Raw genomic sequence first — 15033 nt, 5'->3', positions numbered from 1 at the left:
GCCGCGCGTGGCACCGAGGGGCTCAGGACGTCGCCGGGTGCGGGCCGCCGGGACCCGCGGCCCCTCCGGGGCCCGTGGCGGAGGCGAGGACGGCCAGAAGGATCAGCAGCACGAGGACGACGCACAGGACGAGTGCGACGACCGCGGCCGTGGGGTGGTTCCAGAGCACCAGAGTGAGTGCGCCTGCGGCGATGACCACGCCGGTGGTCCACTTGCGGTGGGTGTCCAGCCAGCGTCCGGTCGCGCCCGTGCGCACTCCGGCGCGGCCGAGTGCCTCGCCCGCGGAGGTGGTGCTCCGCCGGGACAGGCTCCGCACTCCGCGCGCCACGCGTCCCGGGCCGTACAGGTAGGCGGCCAGCGCCGTGATCACGGCGACGACCAGGAGGGTGCGGGCGCTGTCGCGGAGGAACCGCACCAGGGTGTCGTAGACGACCGCGGCGGCGTCGGGGGGCAGGACGGCCGGCGGGACGGAACCGAGGTAGACCCGGCGGGCCACGGCCAGGGCGATGAGCAGCACGATCATCATCACGCCCACGCCGATGGCCGTGACCTGAAGCATCAACCGGTGCGACGGGGCCGTCCACACGGTCAGCGCGGCGAGCACGAGGGTCACGACGGGCAGCCACACGCCGACGATGTCGAGCAGCCGCATGGCGTCCTGGGCCTTGTCCAGCTTCTCGGCCCTGAACAGCGTGATCGTACGGTCGGGCGCGGGAATGACGGAGGCCTTCTTGAAGCCGGCGTGCTCCAGCTCGTGCTTGACCTGGTCGACGACGACCCCGATGTCCAGGTTCACGTCTTCGCCCTGTGCCCGCAGGGCGCCCTTCTGGTTGCCGGTGAGGACGTTCATCAGCGCCGTCTGCGCCCGCCGGTTGCCGGTCACCCAGACCTCCTCGAAGACGCCGCTGGTGACGACACGTTTGACGACGCGGTGCACCGCGTCGGTGATGGCCCCGCGCAGCGGGCCGGTCAGCTCGCCGGAGCCGTCGACGACGCGCGGCGGCGCCCCGGACTTCTTGAGGACGTCGGTCAGCGACGCGGTCAACGCGTTGACGTCGATGTTGTCCACGACGCGCTTGGTCAACCGGTCGGTCACGGCATTCTGCACGGCCGGTTCACGGGCCAGCGGGGCGACGGTCTGGACATAGCGGTCGGTGTCGCCGACCGTGCTGTTCACCCAGGCCGCGACGACGGCCAGCGGGGCGAACACCAGCGTCACCACCAGCAGGACGGTGGCACCCGCCCGGCGCAGCTTCCGGTGCCTGACGGAGGCCGCCCGGCGGAGACGTTCGTACTCGGCGGACTCCGCGGGGGTCAGGGAGCGCCGGGGCTCCCCCGCGTCACCCGGGGCCGCGGGGACGGGGGCGTCGGCGGGGGCCATGGATCCTCCTGGGCGTCGCGGACCGGCACGGCGGGCGGCCTCACGGGGCTTATGGGCTCAGACCGTGGCGGCGGGCCCGGACGGGGTGCCCGTGGCGTCCCTGCGCAGCGCCGACCGCCAGGCGAAGGCGACGCCCAGTTCGACCAGACCGAGCAGCACGAGCCACAGGCCGAGCAGCCGGGTCAGCACCAGGGCCGACTGCGCGGGCAGCGCCAGCACCACGATGCCCGCGACGATGCCGAGCGCCGCCGCGCCGAGGAGAACGCCGCGGTGCGGCAGGCCTCGGAAGGCGAGCGCCGTGTAGGCGGTGAGCATCCCGGACAGCAGCCAGACGATCCCGACGATCAGCGAGAGCGCGGCGACGGTCTGCAACGGGTGCCTCAGGCAGAGCACCCCGGCGAGGACGAACAGCACCGCGACCAGCAGCCGCGGCAGGCGCTCGCCGTGTTCCTCCCGGGAGAACGCGGCGACGAACCGGAACGCGCCGGTCACCAGCAGGTAGAGCCCGACCACGATCGCCAGGATGTGCAGGGTCTCGTTCGGCCAGGCGAGCACGATGATCCCCGGCACCAGTGTCGCCAGTGCCGAGCCCAGCAGCCAGGACCACGAGGTGCCGAGTCCGGCCAGCATGTCGGCGGGGTCGCCGTCCTGGTGGTGGCCCGTCCCGCCGGGCCTGTGCTCCGATCCGGCACGCGCTGCCGAACCACGCGGCACGGTCATGGCTCCTCCTCGCGGGGATCGGTTGCGGGTCACTGCCGGACCGCCGACGGGACGGTGTACGAGGACCCGTACGCCAGCGTCCCGCGAAGCGGTGTCCCACGGGTCACCCATGAGGGGTGATCCGTCGCCCGCGCCGCCGCGATGATCTGGATGCGGACCTGCCCCCCGTTTCCCGGGCAGCCTTCCCGGACAGCGCCCGCCTCCCGGGCCGCGGAACCGAAGGGACCCGAGATGAGCGACCCGGCAGCTCCCCGCACCCCGGACACCCCGGGGAGGCGCCCGCCGCGGCGGGACCGGGAGTGGCGTGTGCCCCGGTCGGCGACCGTCATGGTGCTCGCCCGCTCGGTGCTCGTGACGACCGGTCTGGTGACGGCGTACTACCTGCTGCCCCTGGACGGCCGGGCCACGGGCATGACGGCGGCCCTGCTCGGCCTCGGGCTGCTCGGTGTCGCGCTGTTCTTCGCGTGGGAGGTGTGGGCCATCACCCGCTCGCCGTACCCCCGGCTGAAGGCCGTGGAGGCGCTGGCGATCGCGCTTCCGTTCTTCCTGCTGCTGTTCGCCGGCGCCTACTACCTCCTGGACCAGTCCGACCCGGACTCCTTCACCGAGCCGCTGACCAGGACGGACGCCTTGTACTTCACGCTGTCCACGTTCACCACCGTCGGGTACGGCGACATCACGGCACGGTCGCAGACGGGGCGGGTGCTGGCCATGCTCCAGATGACCGGCGGGCTGCTGCTCGTGGGTGTCGCCGCGCGCGTGCTGACGGGTGCCATCCAGGCGGGCCTGCGCCAGCAGCACCGCGACCGGCCGCCCAGGTAGCTCACACGGCCGCCCGGCCGGCTCACTCCGGTATGCGGCGCATCTCCAGGACCCGCAGACCCAGTGACTGGCAGCGGGCCAGCAGCCCGTACAGGTGCGCCTCGTCCACCACGGGCCCGAACAGGACGGTCTGACCGGACATCACCACATGGTCCAGCTCCGGGAATGCCTTGGTCAGCGTCTCCGACATGAGCCCGTCGACGCGGATCTCGTAGCGCATCAGCCGCTCCCACGGTGGCCTGGGACGGGCGTACCACGGCCCCCTGTCCGAGGGTCCGCCCGGTCGGGCCGCCGGGCCTCACCCGGCGCAGGTGATACGGCGGCCGGGCGGGGGCGTGTCAGTGGGTGAGGACGGCCTTGAGCGCGAGGATCAGCAGCCCGATCACCAGGTTGACCGCCGCCGTCCCCGCCACCAGGCCCCAGGGGGCGCCGGCCCGGCGTGCCGCGGCCGCCGACCAGCCCACCTGGCCGGCCACGGCCACGGCGAGCGCCAGCCACAGCCCGCCCGACAGGTCCAGGCCGAACAGCGGGCCGACGGCGAGCGCGAGGGCCGGTGGCACGGCGGCCTGGACGATCGGCCACTCGTCGCGGCACACGTGCAGGACGGTGCCGCGGTCCGGGCGGCGCTGGGCCAGCCGCGCGCCGAACAGCTGGGCGTGCACGTGCCCGAGCCAGAACACCACACCGGTGAGCAGCAGCAACAGGACCAGTCGCAGCCGCGGGAAGTACTCCGGAACGCCGGCGCCGACCACCACGGAGGCGGCGAGCATGGACCCGTACACCCCGCCGGTGTAGTCGGTGTGGGCCCGTCCCGGGCGGTTCACAGCAGGCGCAGTTCGCGTGCCCGGTGCACCGCCTCGTTGCGCCGGTTCACGCCGAGCTTGCGGTACACGCTCTTGAGGTGGGTCTTGACCGTGTTGACCGACACGAACAGGTCCGCGGCGATCTCCTCGGTCGTCATCATCTGCGCGAGCCTCTGGAGCACGTCCAGTTCACGGTCACTGAGCCGGTCGACGACCAGGGCGGGCGGGTGGCCCGGTTCCGGCTCGTTCCCGGACCGGGGGCCCGGGCGGGCGGGCAGCCGGGGAAACGTGTCCGTGTCCAGCAGGCGGCGCAGCCACGGCCCGGTCTCCTGGAAGGGGCGCCGCAGCCGTTCGTTCCGGGCGTCCAGCAGCGCGCGGGTGACCAGCCGGCGCGCGGTGGCGTGGTCGCCCTGCCGGCCGGTGGCCTCGGCGCGCACCAGCAGGGCCCGTACCGTGACGGCGGGGCCGACGCGCTGCCCGGCGGGAAGCGCGTCGAGCAGGTCGAGGGCGGCGCCCGGGTCGCCCGCGGCGAGGTGGGCGCGGGCGGCCGCCACCGTGCAGGCGGCGTCCTGGCCCACGGCGTCCCGCAGCACCTTCACGGCCGGTTCGGGGCGGCCCTCGGCGAGGTGGGCGGCGGAGACGACGAGCGCGATGTGCGCCTCGGCCCACGGTGAGGCCACGGCGGCGGGGACGGCCGACTCCGCGGTCTCCAGGGCGGCCCGGGCCTCATTGCGGGCCAGTTGGAGCCGTGCCCGCACGATGACCAGTGCGGCGGCCGTCACGGGGTCCCAGGGCGAGAGCCGCGCGGCTGTCGCCCGGTCCAGCAGGGCCCGGGCCTCCCCCAGTTCGTCGCGGTCGAGGGCCACCGCGGCCAGGACCAGGTGGCCGAGTCCGGAACCGGCCGGCTCGGCCAGGCTGAACCGTTCCGCGTCGGCGAGCGCCGCGAGGACCCTGCGTTCCGCGCGCGTGGGCCAGCCGGTCAGACAGTCGATGAGCGCGAGCAGGATCAGGGAGTCCTCCCGCGACAGCGCGGTGGCCCCGTCGGAGCCGGCCGCCGCGGCACGGAGCGCGGTCCCGGCGTCCTCGAAGCGTCCCGCCCACAGCCGGGCGGCGCCCAGGTGGGTCTGCAGCAGGGCGGCGAGTTCGGGGTGCTTGCGCGGGAGTTCGGCAGGGAGGTCCCGCAGCAGTTCCCCCGCCGTCCGGGCGGCGCGTTCGGCCCGGTCCGGGCAACCGGTCATCCGGGCGGCGAGGGTGTCCAGGAGGGCGAGGCCGAGCCGGGCCGCCGCCCCGCCGGAGCCGGCGCGGGCCAGCTCGCGGCGGGCGCGTTCCAGGTGCGGGAGGGCGTGCCCGGTGTCGCCGTCGGCCAGTTCGCGTGCCGCGCGGACGAGGTCGGCCTCGGGGCCGGTGGTCTCGGGGGGCATCCGCGAGAACAGCTCGCCCAGGTCCCCGGAGCGCAGGCCGGTGAAGAACTGCCCGATCGCGAGGTCGTCCACCAGGGTGCGGGCGGTGAAGGGCCAGTCGCCGGCGGCGGCGCCGTGGGCGAGCGTCTCGGGCAGCGGTCCGGTGTGCCGCAGCCACTGGGCGGCCCTGCGGTGCAGTTCGGTCTCCAGGCTGGGGAACCGCACCCGCAGGTGAGCCGCGAGGATCTCGGCGAAGAGCGGGTGGAGGCGGTACCAGGAGTGGCCGAGGTGCTCGACGAACGCGTTCGCCCGGTGCAGCTCGGCCAGGATGGGTTCGGCGTCCCGGCGCCCGGCGAGCGCGTTGGCCAGGTCGGGGCAGAACCGGTCCAGGACGCTGACCCGCAGCAGCAGGTCCTGGGTCGGGGCCGGCTGTCTCTTGAGCACCTCGGCCAGCAGGAAGTCGGCGATCGTGCTCTGTCCGGCCTCGAACTCCTTGAGGTACGTCTCCGGGTCGCTGCTCTGCCGCGCGGCCAGGGCGCACAGTCGCAGGCCCGCCGCCCAGCCCCGGGTGCGCTCGACGAGCGCGCGGGCCGCGTCGCCGCCGAGCCGCAGTCCGTGCAGTTCCAGCAGGGTCGCCGCCTCTTCGGGGGTGAAGGCCAGTTCCGCGTCCCTGATCTCGGTCAGGGTGCCGTCCGCGCGGTAGCGGTGCAGCGGCAGTGTCGGTTCGGTGCGGGTGACGAGGACCAGGCGCATGCCCCGTCCGGCGTGGTGCAGGACGAAACCGAGCTGGTCGGCGATCTCGGGTGCGGTCACGCGGTCGTACTCGTCGAGGACGACGGTCACGGGCCGGTCGCGGCCGTCGAGCCGCGCGGCGAGCCGGGCGAGCAGGCCGTGGTCCACCGTGCCGGCCTCGGCCGGGCAGCCGACGTCGCGGATCTCGTGCGCTCCGCAGGCGCGCAGGGCCTCCAGGAGGTAGGCCCAGAAGACGCCGGGTGCCTGGTCGGTGGCGCCCGCGGTGAGCCAGGCCACCGGCCGGTCCAGGTGGGCGGCCCAGTCGGCGACCAGCAGCGTCTTGCCCGCACCCGCGCAGCCGTTGACCATCGTCAGCGGCGTGGCCGGCGCCTGGTCCAGACGCTCGACCAGGCGCCGTCGGCGCAGGAACGTGGCCGGCGGCACCGGCACGGCGAAACAGGTCCGCAGGAACGGGTCCCCCAGGGGATCCACGTCCGCGGCCGTCGGCCCGGGACTGTTGTCGCCGCGTTCGGACACCGCGCTCACCACCACCGGTCATGTCATGGGCAGCGCTTCTCCCGCTCAGGATCTCAGCGATCGCCGTTGGCCGCGCGTCGCGAACGGGCACGGCGGCACGACCGCGTACGGCGGGCCGTGCAACCTTGTCGCAACCTCCTTGCTGCTTGGCTGGGTCCGGCTTCTTCTTCCGGTGCTTCTTCCCGGGCTTCCCGGGCGGCGAAGGACGGCGACGATGTACGAGGAGATCCCGCGCGTCGAGTTCACCCCCGCGGCGGCCGGCCTGGTGCGGCGGCTGAGCGAGGCGCACGGACCGCTGATGTTCCACCAGTCGGGTGGCTGCTGCGACGGAAGCGCGCCGATGTGCTATCCGGCGGGCGAGTTCCGTACCGGCGGCTCGGACGTGCTGCTCGCGGAACTGGAGGTCGAGGGGCTGGACCTGCCGGTGCCGTTCTGGATGTCGCGCAGCCAGTTCGAGGTGTGGAGCCATACGCGGCTCATCGTGGACGTGGTGCCCGGTCGGGGCGGCGGTTTCTCCCTGGAGGCACCCGAGGGAGTGCGTTTCCTCATCCGCTCCCGCGTCATCGAGGCCTGAGCCCCGCGCCCGGCCATCACGCTCCGGACCACCGGGGGCAATTCCGGAACGGCGGCAGAACCACACGTTCGGAGGACACGTCTACCGCCCGGACCGACCCTCCGCTACGCCACACTTGCGGCCGAAAGCCGCGAAGTGGGCGTGGCGGAGGAGGACGACGATGGCCATTTCCATCTCTGTGGTGCTGCTGCTCCTGCTCCTTGCGGTGATCTTCGTGCGCAACTGCGCGCTGAAGTTCTCGCACGCCCTGGTCTGCGTCCTGCTCGGCTTCTTCCTGGCGGGTACGAGCATGGCGCCCACCATTCACGAGGGTCTGATGGCCACGGCGCAGATCGTCAGCAGCCTGCACCCCTGACGCCCGGCCGGACGTCAGGGCGCTTCGAGGCCGGCCAGTCGGGCCAGCGCCACGCGGTGGGCGCCCGCGGTGCCGTACGCGATCGAGTCCGCCTTGGCCCGCTTCAGGTACAGGTGGACCGGATGTTCCCAGGTCATGCCGATGCCGCCGTGCAGTTGCAGCGCCTCCTCGGCGGCGTGGACGGCGACGGGCGCCGCGTAGGCCTGGGCGACGGCGACCGCCACCTCGGTGTCCTGTTCCCCGGCGAGCGCGTCGGCCGCGGACCGGGCGGCGGCGCGGAGCCCGGCCACCTCCAGCCAGAGCTGGGCGAGCCGGTGCTTGAGCGCCTGGAAGCCGCCGACCGGCCGGTTGAACTGCGCGCGCTCCTTGAGGTAGCGGACGGTCTCGGTCAACGTCCAGTCCGCCAAGCCGAGTTGTTCGGAAGCGAGCAGTCCGGCGCCGGCGCGCAGCGCCCGGTGCACAGCGGGCTCCGCGTCGCCCAGCCGGCGGCCCCGTACACCGTCGAGGGAGAGGGTCGACAGCGGCCGGGTCAGGTCCAGCGACACCTGCGGGGTGAGGGTGACGTCGTCCGCGTCGACGGCGTGGAGCCCGCCGTCCTGCGCGGGCACCAGCAGCACGTCGGCGACCGCCGCGTCCGCGATCCCGGTCAACTCCCCGTGCAGCAGCCCGGATTCCAGGCGTACGGTCCCGAAGGTACCCCCCGGCGCGGTGTGCAGCCCGACCGCCAGCGCGCCGATCGTACGACCGGACGCCAGGCGGGACAGCAGCCCGGCGGCGGCATCCCCCGCACAGGCCAGCAGCGCCTCGGTGGCGACCACGGCACTGGTGAGGTACGGAACGGGAGCCACCGCGCGACCCAACTCCTCCAGCACGACGGCCGCTTCGCGGTGGGTGGCGCCCTGGCCGCCGCGTTCCCCGGGCACCAGCAGACCGGCCAGGCCCATGCCGTCGGCGAGCGTCTTCCACAGCGCGAGGTCGTGCGGGGCGTCCGACTCGGCGCGCGCGATCACGTCCGCCGGGGCGCAGTGGTCGGTGAGCAGGTCCCGGACGGCGGCGCGCAGCGCCTCTTCCTCCTCCGAGTACAGCAGGTCGGGTTCGGCACTCGTCATGCTCACCGTGCTCATCGGGCGAGGTCCTTCCAGGCGACGTCCTTGTCGGTGCGCGGCTCGGCGGGCAGGCCGAGGACGCGCTCGGCGACGATGTTCAGCAGCACTTCGCTGGTCCCGCCCTCGATGCTGTTGCCCTTGGCGCGCAGGTAGCGGTAGCCGGCGTCGCGGCCGGTGAAGTCGACCAGTTCTGGACGCCGCATGGTCCAGTCGTCGTACAACAGGCCTTCCTCGCCGTGGAGTTCGACCTCCAGGCCGCTGATCTCCTGGTTGAGCCGGGCGAAGGAGAGCTTCATGCCGGAGCCCTCGGGGCCGGGCTGGCCCGCGGCGAGCTGCTGGCGCAGCCGTTCGCCGGTCAGCCGGGCGACCTCGGCCTCCACCCACAGCCTCAGCAGCCGCTGGTGCAGGTCATGGGTGCGCAGTTCCGGGCGCTCGCGCCAGGTTCTGGCGACCGGGCCGATCATGCCGCCCTCACGGGGCAGCCACATACCGCCGATGGACACGCGCTCGTTCATGAGGGTGGTCCCGGCGACCCGCCAGCCGTCGCCGACCTCGCCGAGGCGGTGGGCGTCGGGGATGCGCACGCCCGTCAGGAAGACCTCGTTGAACTCGGCCTCTCCGGTGATCTGGCGCAGCGGCCGCACCTCGACGCCGGGGTCGGTCATGTCGCAGAGGAAGTAGGTGATGCCCTGGTGCTTGGGCAGGTCCGGGTCGGTGCGGGCGATGAGGATGGCCCAGCGGGCGAGGTGGGCGCTGGAGGTCCACACCTTCTGGCCGCTCACCACCCAGGTGTCGCCCTCACGGACCGCCCGGGTGCCGAGGGCGGCGAGGTCGGATCCGGCGCCCGGTTCGCTGAACAGCTGGCACCAGACCTCCTCTCCGGTCCACAGCGGCCTGAGGAAGCGCCGCTTCTGCTCCTCGGTGCCGTGGCGCAGGATGGTCGGCGCGGCCATGCCGAGGCCGATGCCGATGCGGCGCGGGTCGTTGTCCGGGGCGCCCGCCGCCGCCAACTCGGCGTCCACGACGGCCTGGAGGGAGCGGGCGGCGCCGAGGCCGCCGAGGCCCGGCGGGTAGTGCACCCAGGCGAGCCCGGCGTCGAACCGGGCCTTGAGGAAGTCGAGCCTGCCGGTGGTGGCCGGCGGATGCGCGGCCAGCAACTCGCCGGTGCGGCGGCGCAGTTGCTCGGTGTTCGTCATGCGGCGGCTCCGTCCTTCAGGGCGGGCAGCACGGCGACGCGGCCGGTGGTGGCTCCGTCGGCGACCCGCTGGACGGCGGCCGCGGCTCCGGCGAGCGGCACCCGCTCGCTCACCAGCGGCTTGATCGCTCCCCGGGCGGCCAGGTCGGTGAGCTGCTCGTGGCAGTGCCGGACCAGCTCGGGGTTCCTGGTGTTGTACAGGCCCCAGTGCAGGCCGACGATCGAGTAGTTCTTGACGAGTGCGTGGTTCAGCGCCGGGCTGGGGACGGTCCCGCCGGCGAAGCCGACGACGAGGATCCGGCCCTCGAAGGCGACAGCCTTGGCGGACTGGGCGTAGGCCGTGCCGCCGACCGGGTCGTAGATCACGTCCGCGCCCCGACCGTCGGTGGCCTCCTTCACGACGGCGACGACGTCCTCGGTGTGCCGGTCGATCACCACGTCGCAGCCCAGCTCACGGGCCACGGCGGCCTTCGCCGCGCCGCCGGCGACACCGATGACCCGGGCGCCGGCCGCCTTGCCGAGCTGCACGGCCGCGCTGCCGACGCCTCCGGCGGCGGCGTGGACGAGCAGGGTCTCGCCGGCCTCCAGGCGCGCCCGGCGGTGCAGGCCGAACCAGCCCGTCTGGTAGCCGATGTGCAGGGCGGCCGCCTCGGCGTCGTCCAGCGCGTCGGGGGCGGGCAGTACGGCGTCGGCGGCGGCGACGGCCCACTCGGCGAAACCGCCGTACGGCAGCTCCGGGTTGGCGATCACCCGGCGGCCGTCCTCCGTCTCGCCGCAGATCTCCACGCCCGGGGTGAAGGGCAGGGGTGGCCGGACCTGGTACTGGCCGCGGCACAGCAGCGCGTCCGGGAAGTTGACGTTCGCGGCACGCACCTTGAGCAGGATCCGGCCCTCGCCCGGGGTGGGCGGCCCGGTCTCCTCCAGCCGCATCACCTCGCCCGGCTCGCCGTTGTCGTGCACTCGCCATGCCTGCATGTGCCGCCTCCAGGGGACCGCGTCGTCGCGTCGTGTGACCGGGGTCGATCGCATACTAAGCGGTCGCTTGCCCATCGGGGAACACCCGCGGTCAGCCGTCCTCGGCAGTGCGCGCCGGCCGGGCCCGCACGTGCATGCGCTCCCCCTGCGGTCCGAACAGGCTCAGGAACTCCACCGGCCCCTCCCCCGTCGACCCGAACCAGTGCGACACGCGCGTGTCGAACTCCGCCGCCTCTCCGGCCGTGAGCACCACGTCGTGCTCGCCGAGCACCAGCCGCAGCCGGCCTGACAGCACGTACAGCCACTCGTAGCCCTCGTGGGTGCGCGGGTCGGGTTCGAGCCTGCGCCGGGGCTCCAGCACCTTGAACGCCTGGAGGCCGCCGGGCTGCCGGGTCAGCGGCCAGTGGGTGCGGCCGTCGCGCACGATCGGCTCGGCCCGTACCCGCGGATCGCGCACCGGAGGCGCTCCGACCAGCTCGTCCAGCGGCATCCGATGGGCCTGCGCGATCGGCAGCAGCAGCTCCAGGCTGGGTTTGCGCAGGCCCGACTCCAGGCGCGAGAGGGTGCTGACGGAGATCCCGGTCGCCTCCGCGAGCGCGGCGAGAGTGACCTCCCGTTCCTTGCGCATCCGGCGCAGCCGGGGGCCCACGTCGGCGAGAACGTCATCGATGCTCATGCCCCGATACTCCCGCCTCTGTTGCGGAACCGGCAAATGTGTTTGTCAATCCGGCACCGCACGGACGACCTTCTCGGTGGAGGTGGTCACATGACCGACAACAACGAGAACAACGAGAACAACGAGAAGTACGAGGTCGTCGTCGTCGGGGGCGGCGCGGCGGGGCTGTCCGCCGCGCTGGTCCTCGGCCGGGCCCGGCGGCGCACGCTGGTCGTCGACGCGGGCGAGCCGCGCAACGCGCCGTCCGCGCACATGCAGGGCTTCCTGTCCCGGGACGGCATGTCCCCGGCCCGGTTCCTCGCCGCCGGCCGCGAGGAGATCGAGCGGTACGGGGTCGAGCTGGTCCGGGACCGGGCGGTGGAGGCGGTCAGGGACGCGGACGGGGAGTTCGACGTGACGCTGGCCGGAGGGCGTACGGTCCACGCCCGGCAGCTGGTCGTCGCCACCGGCCTGAAGGACGAGCTCCCGGCGGTCCCGGGACTCGCCGAGCGCTTCGGCCGTGACGTGCTGCACTGCCCGTACTGCCACGGCTGGGAGGTCCGCGACCAGGCCTTCGGCGTGCTCGCCACGACACCGCTCAGCGTTCACCAGGCCCTGATGGTGACCCAGTGGTCCAAGGACGTGACGCTCTTCCTGCACCGGACCGGCGAGGACGAGCTGAACGACGACGACCTGCGCAGGCTCGCCGCGGCCGGCGTGCACGTGGTGCCCGGTGAGGTGACCGGGATCGTCGTCGAGGCGGACCGGCTGACCGGGGTCCGGCTCGCCGACGGCACGACGCACACGCGCGAGGCGCTGTTCGTCGCGCCGCGCGCGGTGCCCCGAACCGACCTCCTCCGGCAACTGGGCGCCGAGCTGAGCGAGACGCCGTTCGGCGCGTACCCGGTGGTCGACGAACGGGGCCTGACCACCGTCCGCGGCCTCTGGGCCGCCGGCAACGCGAGCGGCTTCGCCGAACAGGTAATCAACGCGGCCAGCCGCGGCTACCGCACCGGCGCGGCCATCAACGGCGAACTGCTGTTCACGGACCTGGACGCGGCGGTGGCGACGGGAAGCGCGGCGCGGGGGTTCGCAGCTGCTGGCCAGGGAGCGTGTGTGAGGTCGTTTTAGCTCGATCGTGTGATGGTCGGCTTGCAGCCTTGCGGTGCGCTGCGCCAGTCGGGGTAGCGTTGCCGTGCGATCTGGGACGCCGGGTGCGGTGCCTGGAGGTGCCCCCTCTGGGGGAGTGCGGGGCCCCTGCTCCACCAGAGAGATGGTTCAGGGCCTCCCCGTCGCCTCTGGCCGTATCCATATGGCCAGGTCGTGAGGGACTCCGCCCGCCCGGATCGGACCACGGACACGATCCGTGTCGCCGCCCGGGACGCGAAAGCGGACGACCAGTGCGCCCAAAACCGTTCGGGGCGTGCCAGTGCGCGGACTCACTCGCTCACTGCCCAGGAACGGTAGGACTGCACGGGCGCGCTGAACGTGGGCGGCACCCGGACGCGGGGCAGCGCCCGGCTGCGAACCGTCCCTCGCGGGGGCGCCGTGTGTGCGAGGCGGCACCCGCGTGCACGGCAGCCCCCCGGCGCCCGCGGGTGAGGCGGCGGCCGCGTACGGGCAGGGCCCCGCCCTCGAACCGGGCCGCGTCCACCAGCAGGCCGGCGAGCGGGTGCGCGGCAGGGCCCGGGTGTAGGGCGGCGCCGTGCGTTGCACCATGGCTGCATGTTGCTTGCCCGGTTGGCTCAGGTGTCGCGGAAGGTGGCCGCGGCCTCGGCCCGGTCACGGAAGACGGCTCTGCTCGCGGAGCTGTTCCGGGAGGCCGGGGCCGAGGACGTGCCGGTCGTCATTCCGTATCTGGCGGGGCGGCTGCCGCAGGGGCGGCTCGGAGTGGGCTGGAAGGTGCTCGGCCGCCGGGTCGCCCCGGCCGCCGAGGCATCGCTCACCGTGCACGAGGTGGATGCCCGGCTGAGCGAACTCGGCAAGGTGTCCGGCCCCGGGTCGCAGGCCGAACGCTCCCGGCTGGTCGGTGAGTTGATGGGCGCGGCGACCGAGGACGAGCAGCGGTTCCTGCTGGGGCTGCTCACCGGGGAGGTCCGGCAGGGCGCGCTGGACGCCATCGCCGTCGAGGCGCTGGCCGGGGCGACGGGCGCGCCCCCGGCGGACGTGCGGCGGGCGGTGATGCTGGCCGGATCGTTGCAGACGGTGGCGCAGGCCCTGCTCGCGGAGGGCCCGCCGGCGCTGGAACGCTTCCGGCTCACCGTCGGCCGCCCGGTCCTGCCGATGCTGGCGCACAGCGCCTCCTCCGTGGCCGAGGCGGTCGAGAAGCTCGGCGCGTGCGCCGTGGAGGAGAAGCTCGACGGCATCCGGGTCCAGGTCCACCGGGACGGCGACACCGTACGGGTGCACACCCGCACCCTGGACGACATCACCGACCGGCTTCCGGAACTGACTACGGTCGCACGGGAGTTGCGCGGCGACCGGTTCATCCTGGACGGCGAGGTCATCTCCTTCGGGGCGGACGGGCGGCCCCGCTCGTTCCAGGAGACCGCCGGTCGCGTGGGCTCGCGCGTGGACGTGGCCACGGCCGCCGAGGCGGTCCCCGTCTCCCCCGTCTTCTTCGACGCGCTGTCCGTCGGCGACCGCGACCTGCTCGACCTGCCGCTGACCGAGCGCCACGCCGAGCTGGCCCGTCTGGTGCCGGAGCCTATGCGGGTCAGGCGCACCCTGGTGTCCGGTCCCGACCACGTGGGCGAGGCCGAACGGTTCCTGGCCGAGACCCTGCGACGCGGCCACGAGGGCGTGGTCGTCAAGGCCCTCGACGCCGCCTACAGCGCGGGCCGGCGCGGCGCGTCCTGGCTCAAGGTGAAGCCCGTGCACACCCTGGACCTGGTGGTCCTGGCCGCCGAGTGGGGCCACGGCCGCCGCACCGGCAAGCTGTCCAACCTGCACCTGGGCGCACGCACCGCCGAAGGCGGCTTCGCGATGCTCGGCAAGACGTTCAAGGGCATGACGGACGCGATGCTCGCCTGGCAGACCGAGCGGCTGCGCCGCCTCGCCGTGGAGGACGACGGCTGGGTGGTGACCGTGCGCCCCGAACTCGTCGTCGAGATCGCCTACGACGGCCTGCAGCGCTCCTCCCGTTACCCGGCGGGCGTCACCCTCCGCTTCGCCCGGGTCGTGCGCTACCGGGAGGACAAGCGGCCCGAGGACGCCGACACCGTCACGACGCTGCTGGCCGCGCACCCGGAGATCGCGCCATGAGCGCCCGGCGGGGGCGGCGCAGTGCCGGTCTGCTGCTGTTCCGGCGCTCCGGCGACGGACTGGAGGTGCTCCTCGGACACATGGGCGGCCCCTTCTTCGCCCGCCGGGACGCGGGGGCGTGGACGGTTCCCAAGGGCGAGTACGACCCGGAGGAACCCGCCTGGGACGCGGCCCGCCGCGAGTTCCAGGAGGAGCTCGGGCTCCCGCCGCCCGACGGGGAGGCCGTGCCGCTGGGCGAGGTCCGGCAGACCAACGGCAAGACCGTCACGGCCTGGGCCGTCGAGGCCGACCTCGACCCGGCGGCGGTCGTCCCCGGCACGTTCCTCATGGAGTGGCCGCCGCGGTCCGGGCGCACCCAGGAGTTCCCCGAGCTCGACCGGGTCGCCTGGCTCGGTCTGGACCGGGCCCGCGAGGTGATCGTCACGGCCCAGAGCGCGTTTCTCGACCGCCTGGCCGAGCACTCGCTCTGACGAGGGCCTCACGCGTTGCGATCGGCACCGCGGCGCGGGAAGGT

General features: G+C 73.9%; 16 protein-coding genes. 7 read left to right on the top strand and 9 right to left on the bottom strand.

What is annotated here, in order from left to right:
• Positions 1-22: 22 nt before the first annotated feature.
• Positions 23-1381: a hypothetical protein gene (locus tag CG719_RS05550; RefSeq protein ID WP_100567359.1), complete on the bottom strand. Its 1359-nt coding sequence runs from the start codon at positions 1379-1381 to the stop codon at positions 23-25.
• A 57-nt stretch (positions 1382-1438) separates the two neighbouring features.
• Complete coding sequence (locus tag CG719_RS05545) at positions 1439-2101, bottom strand: HdeD family acid-resistance protein (RefSeq protein WP_100567358.1); 663 nt, start codon at positions 2099-2101, stop codon at positions 1439-1441.
• A gap of 231 nt (positions 2102-2332) precedes the next feature.
• Here CG719_RS05545 and CG719_RS05540 point away from each other — a divergent pair, with 231 nt between their 5' ends.
• Positions 2333-2923: a potassium channel family protein gene (locus CG719_RS05540; RefSeq protein ID WP_100567357.1), complete on the top strand. Its 591-nt coding sequence runs from the start codon at positions 2333-2335 to the stop codon at positions 2921-2923.
• 22 nt (positions 2924-2945) lie between these two features.
• On the opposite strand, the gene CG719_RS05535 is transcribed toward CG719_RS05540, so the two are convergent.
• The 3 genes from CG719_RS05535 to CG719_RS05525 all read right to left on the bottom strand — a co-directional run bounded on the left by CG719_RS05535 (position 2946) and on the right by CG719_RS05525 (position 6410).
• A complete protein-coding gene (locus CG719_RS05535) occupies positions 2946-3143 on the bottom strand; it encodes a hypothetical protein (RefSeq protein ID WP_100567356.1) in 198 nt (65 codons plus the stop codon).
• Between the two features lie 118 nt (positions 3144-3261).
• Complete coding sequence (locus CG719_RS05530; RefSeq protein WP_234375470.1) at positions 3262-3693, bottom strand: hypothetical protein; 432 nt, start codon at positions 3691-3693, stop codon at positions 3262-3264.
• Between the two features lie 50 nt (positions 3694-3743).
• The gene (locus CG719_RS05525) at positions 3744-6410 is read right to left on the bottom strand and encodes a LuxR C-terminal-related transcriptional regulator (protein WP_100567354.1); all 2667 of its coding nucleotides are present in this window, start codon (positions 6408-6410) and stop codon (positions 3744-3746) included.
• 199 nt (positions 6411-6609) lie between these two features.
• Here CG719_RS05525 and CG719_RS05520 point away from each other — a divergent pair, with 199 nt between their 5' ends.
• On the top strand, positions 6610-6969 hold the full coding sequence (locus tag CG719_RS05520) for a DUF779 domain-containing protein (protein WP_100567353.1): 360 nt from the start codon (positions 6610-6612) through the stop codon (positions 6967-6969).
• Positions 6970-7129: 160 nt separating this feature from the next.
• A complete protein-coding gene (locus tag CG719_RS05515; RefSeq protein WP_100567352.1) occupies positions 7130-7324 on the top strand; it encodes a hypothetical protein in 195 nt (64 codons plus the stop codon).
• Positions 7325-7338: 14 nt separating this feature from the next.
• Here the strand turns inward: CG719_RS05515 and CG719_RS05510 are convergent, their stop codons facing one another.
• The 4 genes from CG719_RS05510 to CG719_RS05495 form a co-directional block, all read right to left on the bottom strand.
• Complete coding sequence (locus tag CG719_RS05510; RefSeq protein ID WP_234375436.1) at positions 7339-8448, bottom strand: acyl-CoA dehydrogenase family protein; 1110 nt, start codon at positions 8446-8448, stop codon at positions 7339-7341.
• Positions 8445-9626, bottom strand: coding sequence for an acyl-CoA dehydrogenase family protein (locus CG719_RS05505; protein WP_100567351.1), 1182 nt, complete (start codon positions 9624-9626; stop codon positions 8445-8447). Before CG719_RS05505 ends, CG719_RS05510 begins: the two co-directional genes overlap by 4 nt.
• The gene (locus CG719_RS05500) at positions 9623-10600 is read right to left on the bottom strand and encodes an NADPH:quinone oxidoreductase family protein (protein ID WP_100567350.1); all 978 of its coding nucleotides are present in this window, start codon (positions 10598-10600) and stop codon (positions 9623-9625) included. The genes CG719_RS05505 and CG719_RS05500 overlap by 4 nt, the downstream gene beginning before the upstream one ends.
• A gap of 91 nt (positions 10601-10691) precedes the next feature.
• The gene (locus CG719_RS05495) at positions 10692-11276 is read right to left on the bottom strand and encodes a helix-turn-helix domain-containing protein (protein WP_100567349.1); all 585 of its coding nucleotides are present in this window, start codon (positions 11274-11276) and stop codon (positions 10692-10694) included.
• Positions 11277-11366: 90 nt separating this feature from the next.
• On the opposite strand from CG719_RS05495, the gene CG719_RS05490 reads away from it, so the two are divergent.
• The 4 genes from CG719_RS05490 (at position 11367) to CG719_RS05480 (ending at position 14989) form a co-directional block, all read left to right on the top strand.
• Positions 11367-12386, top strand: a complete 1020-nt coding sequence (locus CG719_RS05490; RefSeq protein ID WP_100567348.1) for an NAD(P)/FAD-dependent oxidoreductase — start codon at positions 11367-11369, stop codon at positions 12384-12386.
• Positions 12387-12825: 439 nt separating this feature from the next.
• Positions 12826-12951: a hypothetical protein gene (locus tag CG719_RS37060; protein WP_267895322.1), complete on the top strand. Its 126-nt coding sequence runs from the start codon at positions 12826-12828 to the stop codon at positions 12949-12951.
• 29 nt (positions 12952-12980) lie between these two features.
• A complete protein-coding gene (locus tag CG719_RS05485) occupies positions 12981-14519 on the top strand; it encodes an ATP-dependent DNA ligase (RefSeq protein WP_100567347.1) in 1539 nt (512 codons plus the stop codon).
• Positions 14516-14989 carry an NUDIX domain-containing protein gene (locus CG719_RS05480; RefSeq protein WP_100567346.1) on the top strand — a complete coding sequence of 158 codons (474 nt, stop codon included), beginning with the start codon at positions 14516-14518 and terminating at the stop codon, positions 14987-14989. The genes CG719_RS05485 and CG719_RS05480 overlap by 4 nt, the downstream gene beginning before the upstream one ends.
• Positions 14990-15033: the final 44 nt, after the last annotated feature.

Origin of the sequence: Streptomyces sp. CB01373 (assembly GCF_002803075.1) — a bacterium.
In the GTDB taxonomy this organism is placed as follows: Bacteria; Actinomycetota; Actinomycetes; order Streptomycetales; family Streptomycetaceae; genus Streptomyces.
This window is presented reverse-complemented; position numbering and strand designations above follow the sequence as displayed.

Bases quoted from the DNA above. Each gene is read 5' to 3' on its own strand.
- CG719_RS05500 (WP_100567350.1), bottom strand. From the start codon at position 10,600: ATGCAGGCATGGCGAGTGCACGACAACGGCGAGCCGGGCGAGGTGATG.
- CG719_RS05530 (WP_234375470.1), bottom strand. From the start codon at position 3,693: ATGCTCGCCGCCTCCGTGGTGGTCGGCGCCGGCGTTCCGGAGTACTTC.
- CG719_RS05480 (WP_100567346.1), top strand. From the start codon at position 14,516: ATGAGCGCCCGGCGGGGGCGGCGCAGTGCCGGTCTGCTGCTGTTCCGG.
- CG719_RS05545 (WP_100567358.1), bottom strand. From the start codon at position 2,101: ATGACCGTGCCGCGTGGTTCGGCAGCGCGTGCCGGATCGGAGCACAGG.
- CG719_RS05515 (WP_100567352.1), top strand. From the start codon at position 7,130: ATGGCCATTTCCATCTCTGTGGTGCTGCTGCTCCTGCTCCTTGCGGTG.
- CG719_RS05550 (WP_100567359.1), bottom strand. From the start codon at position 1,381: ATGGCCCCCGCCGACGCCCCCGTCCCCGCGGCCCCGGGTGACGCGGGG.
- CG719_RS05535 (WP_100567356.1), bottom strand. From the start codon at position 3,143: ATGCGCTACGAGATCCGCGTCGACGGGCTCATGTCGGAGACGCTGACC.
- CG719_RS05520 (WP_100567353.1), top strand. From the start codon at position 6,610: ATGTACGAGGAGATCCCGCGCGTCGAGTTCACCCCCGCGGCGGCCGGC.
- CG719_RS05495 (WP_100567349.1), bottom strand. From the start codon at position 11,276: ATGAGCATCGATGACGTTCTCGCCGACGTGGGCCCCCGGCTGCGCCGG.
- CG719_RS05540 (WP_100567357.1), top strand. From the start codon at position 2,333: ATGAGCGACCCGGCAGCTCCCCGCACCCCGGACACCCCGGGGAGGCGC.
- CG719_RS05490 (WP_100567348.1), top strand. From the start codon at position 11,367: ATGACCGACAACAACGAGAACAACGAGAACAACGAGAAGTACGAGGTC.
- CG719_RS05510 (WP_234375436.1), bottom strand. From the start codon at position 8,448: ATGAGCACGGTGAGCATGACGAGTGCCGAACCCGACCTGCTGTACTCG.
- CG719_RS05505 (WP_100567351.1), bottom strand. From the start codon at position 9,626: ATGACGAACACCGAGCAACTGCGCCGCCGCACCGGCGAGTTGCTGGCC.
- CG719_RS05485 (WP_100567347.1), top strand. From the start codon at position 12,981: ATGTTGCTTGCCCGGTTGGCTCAGGTGTCGCGGAAGGTGGCCGCGGCC.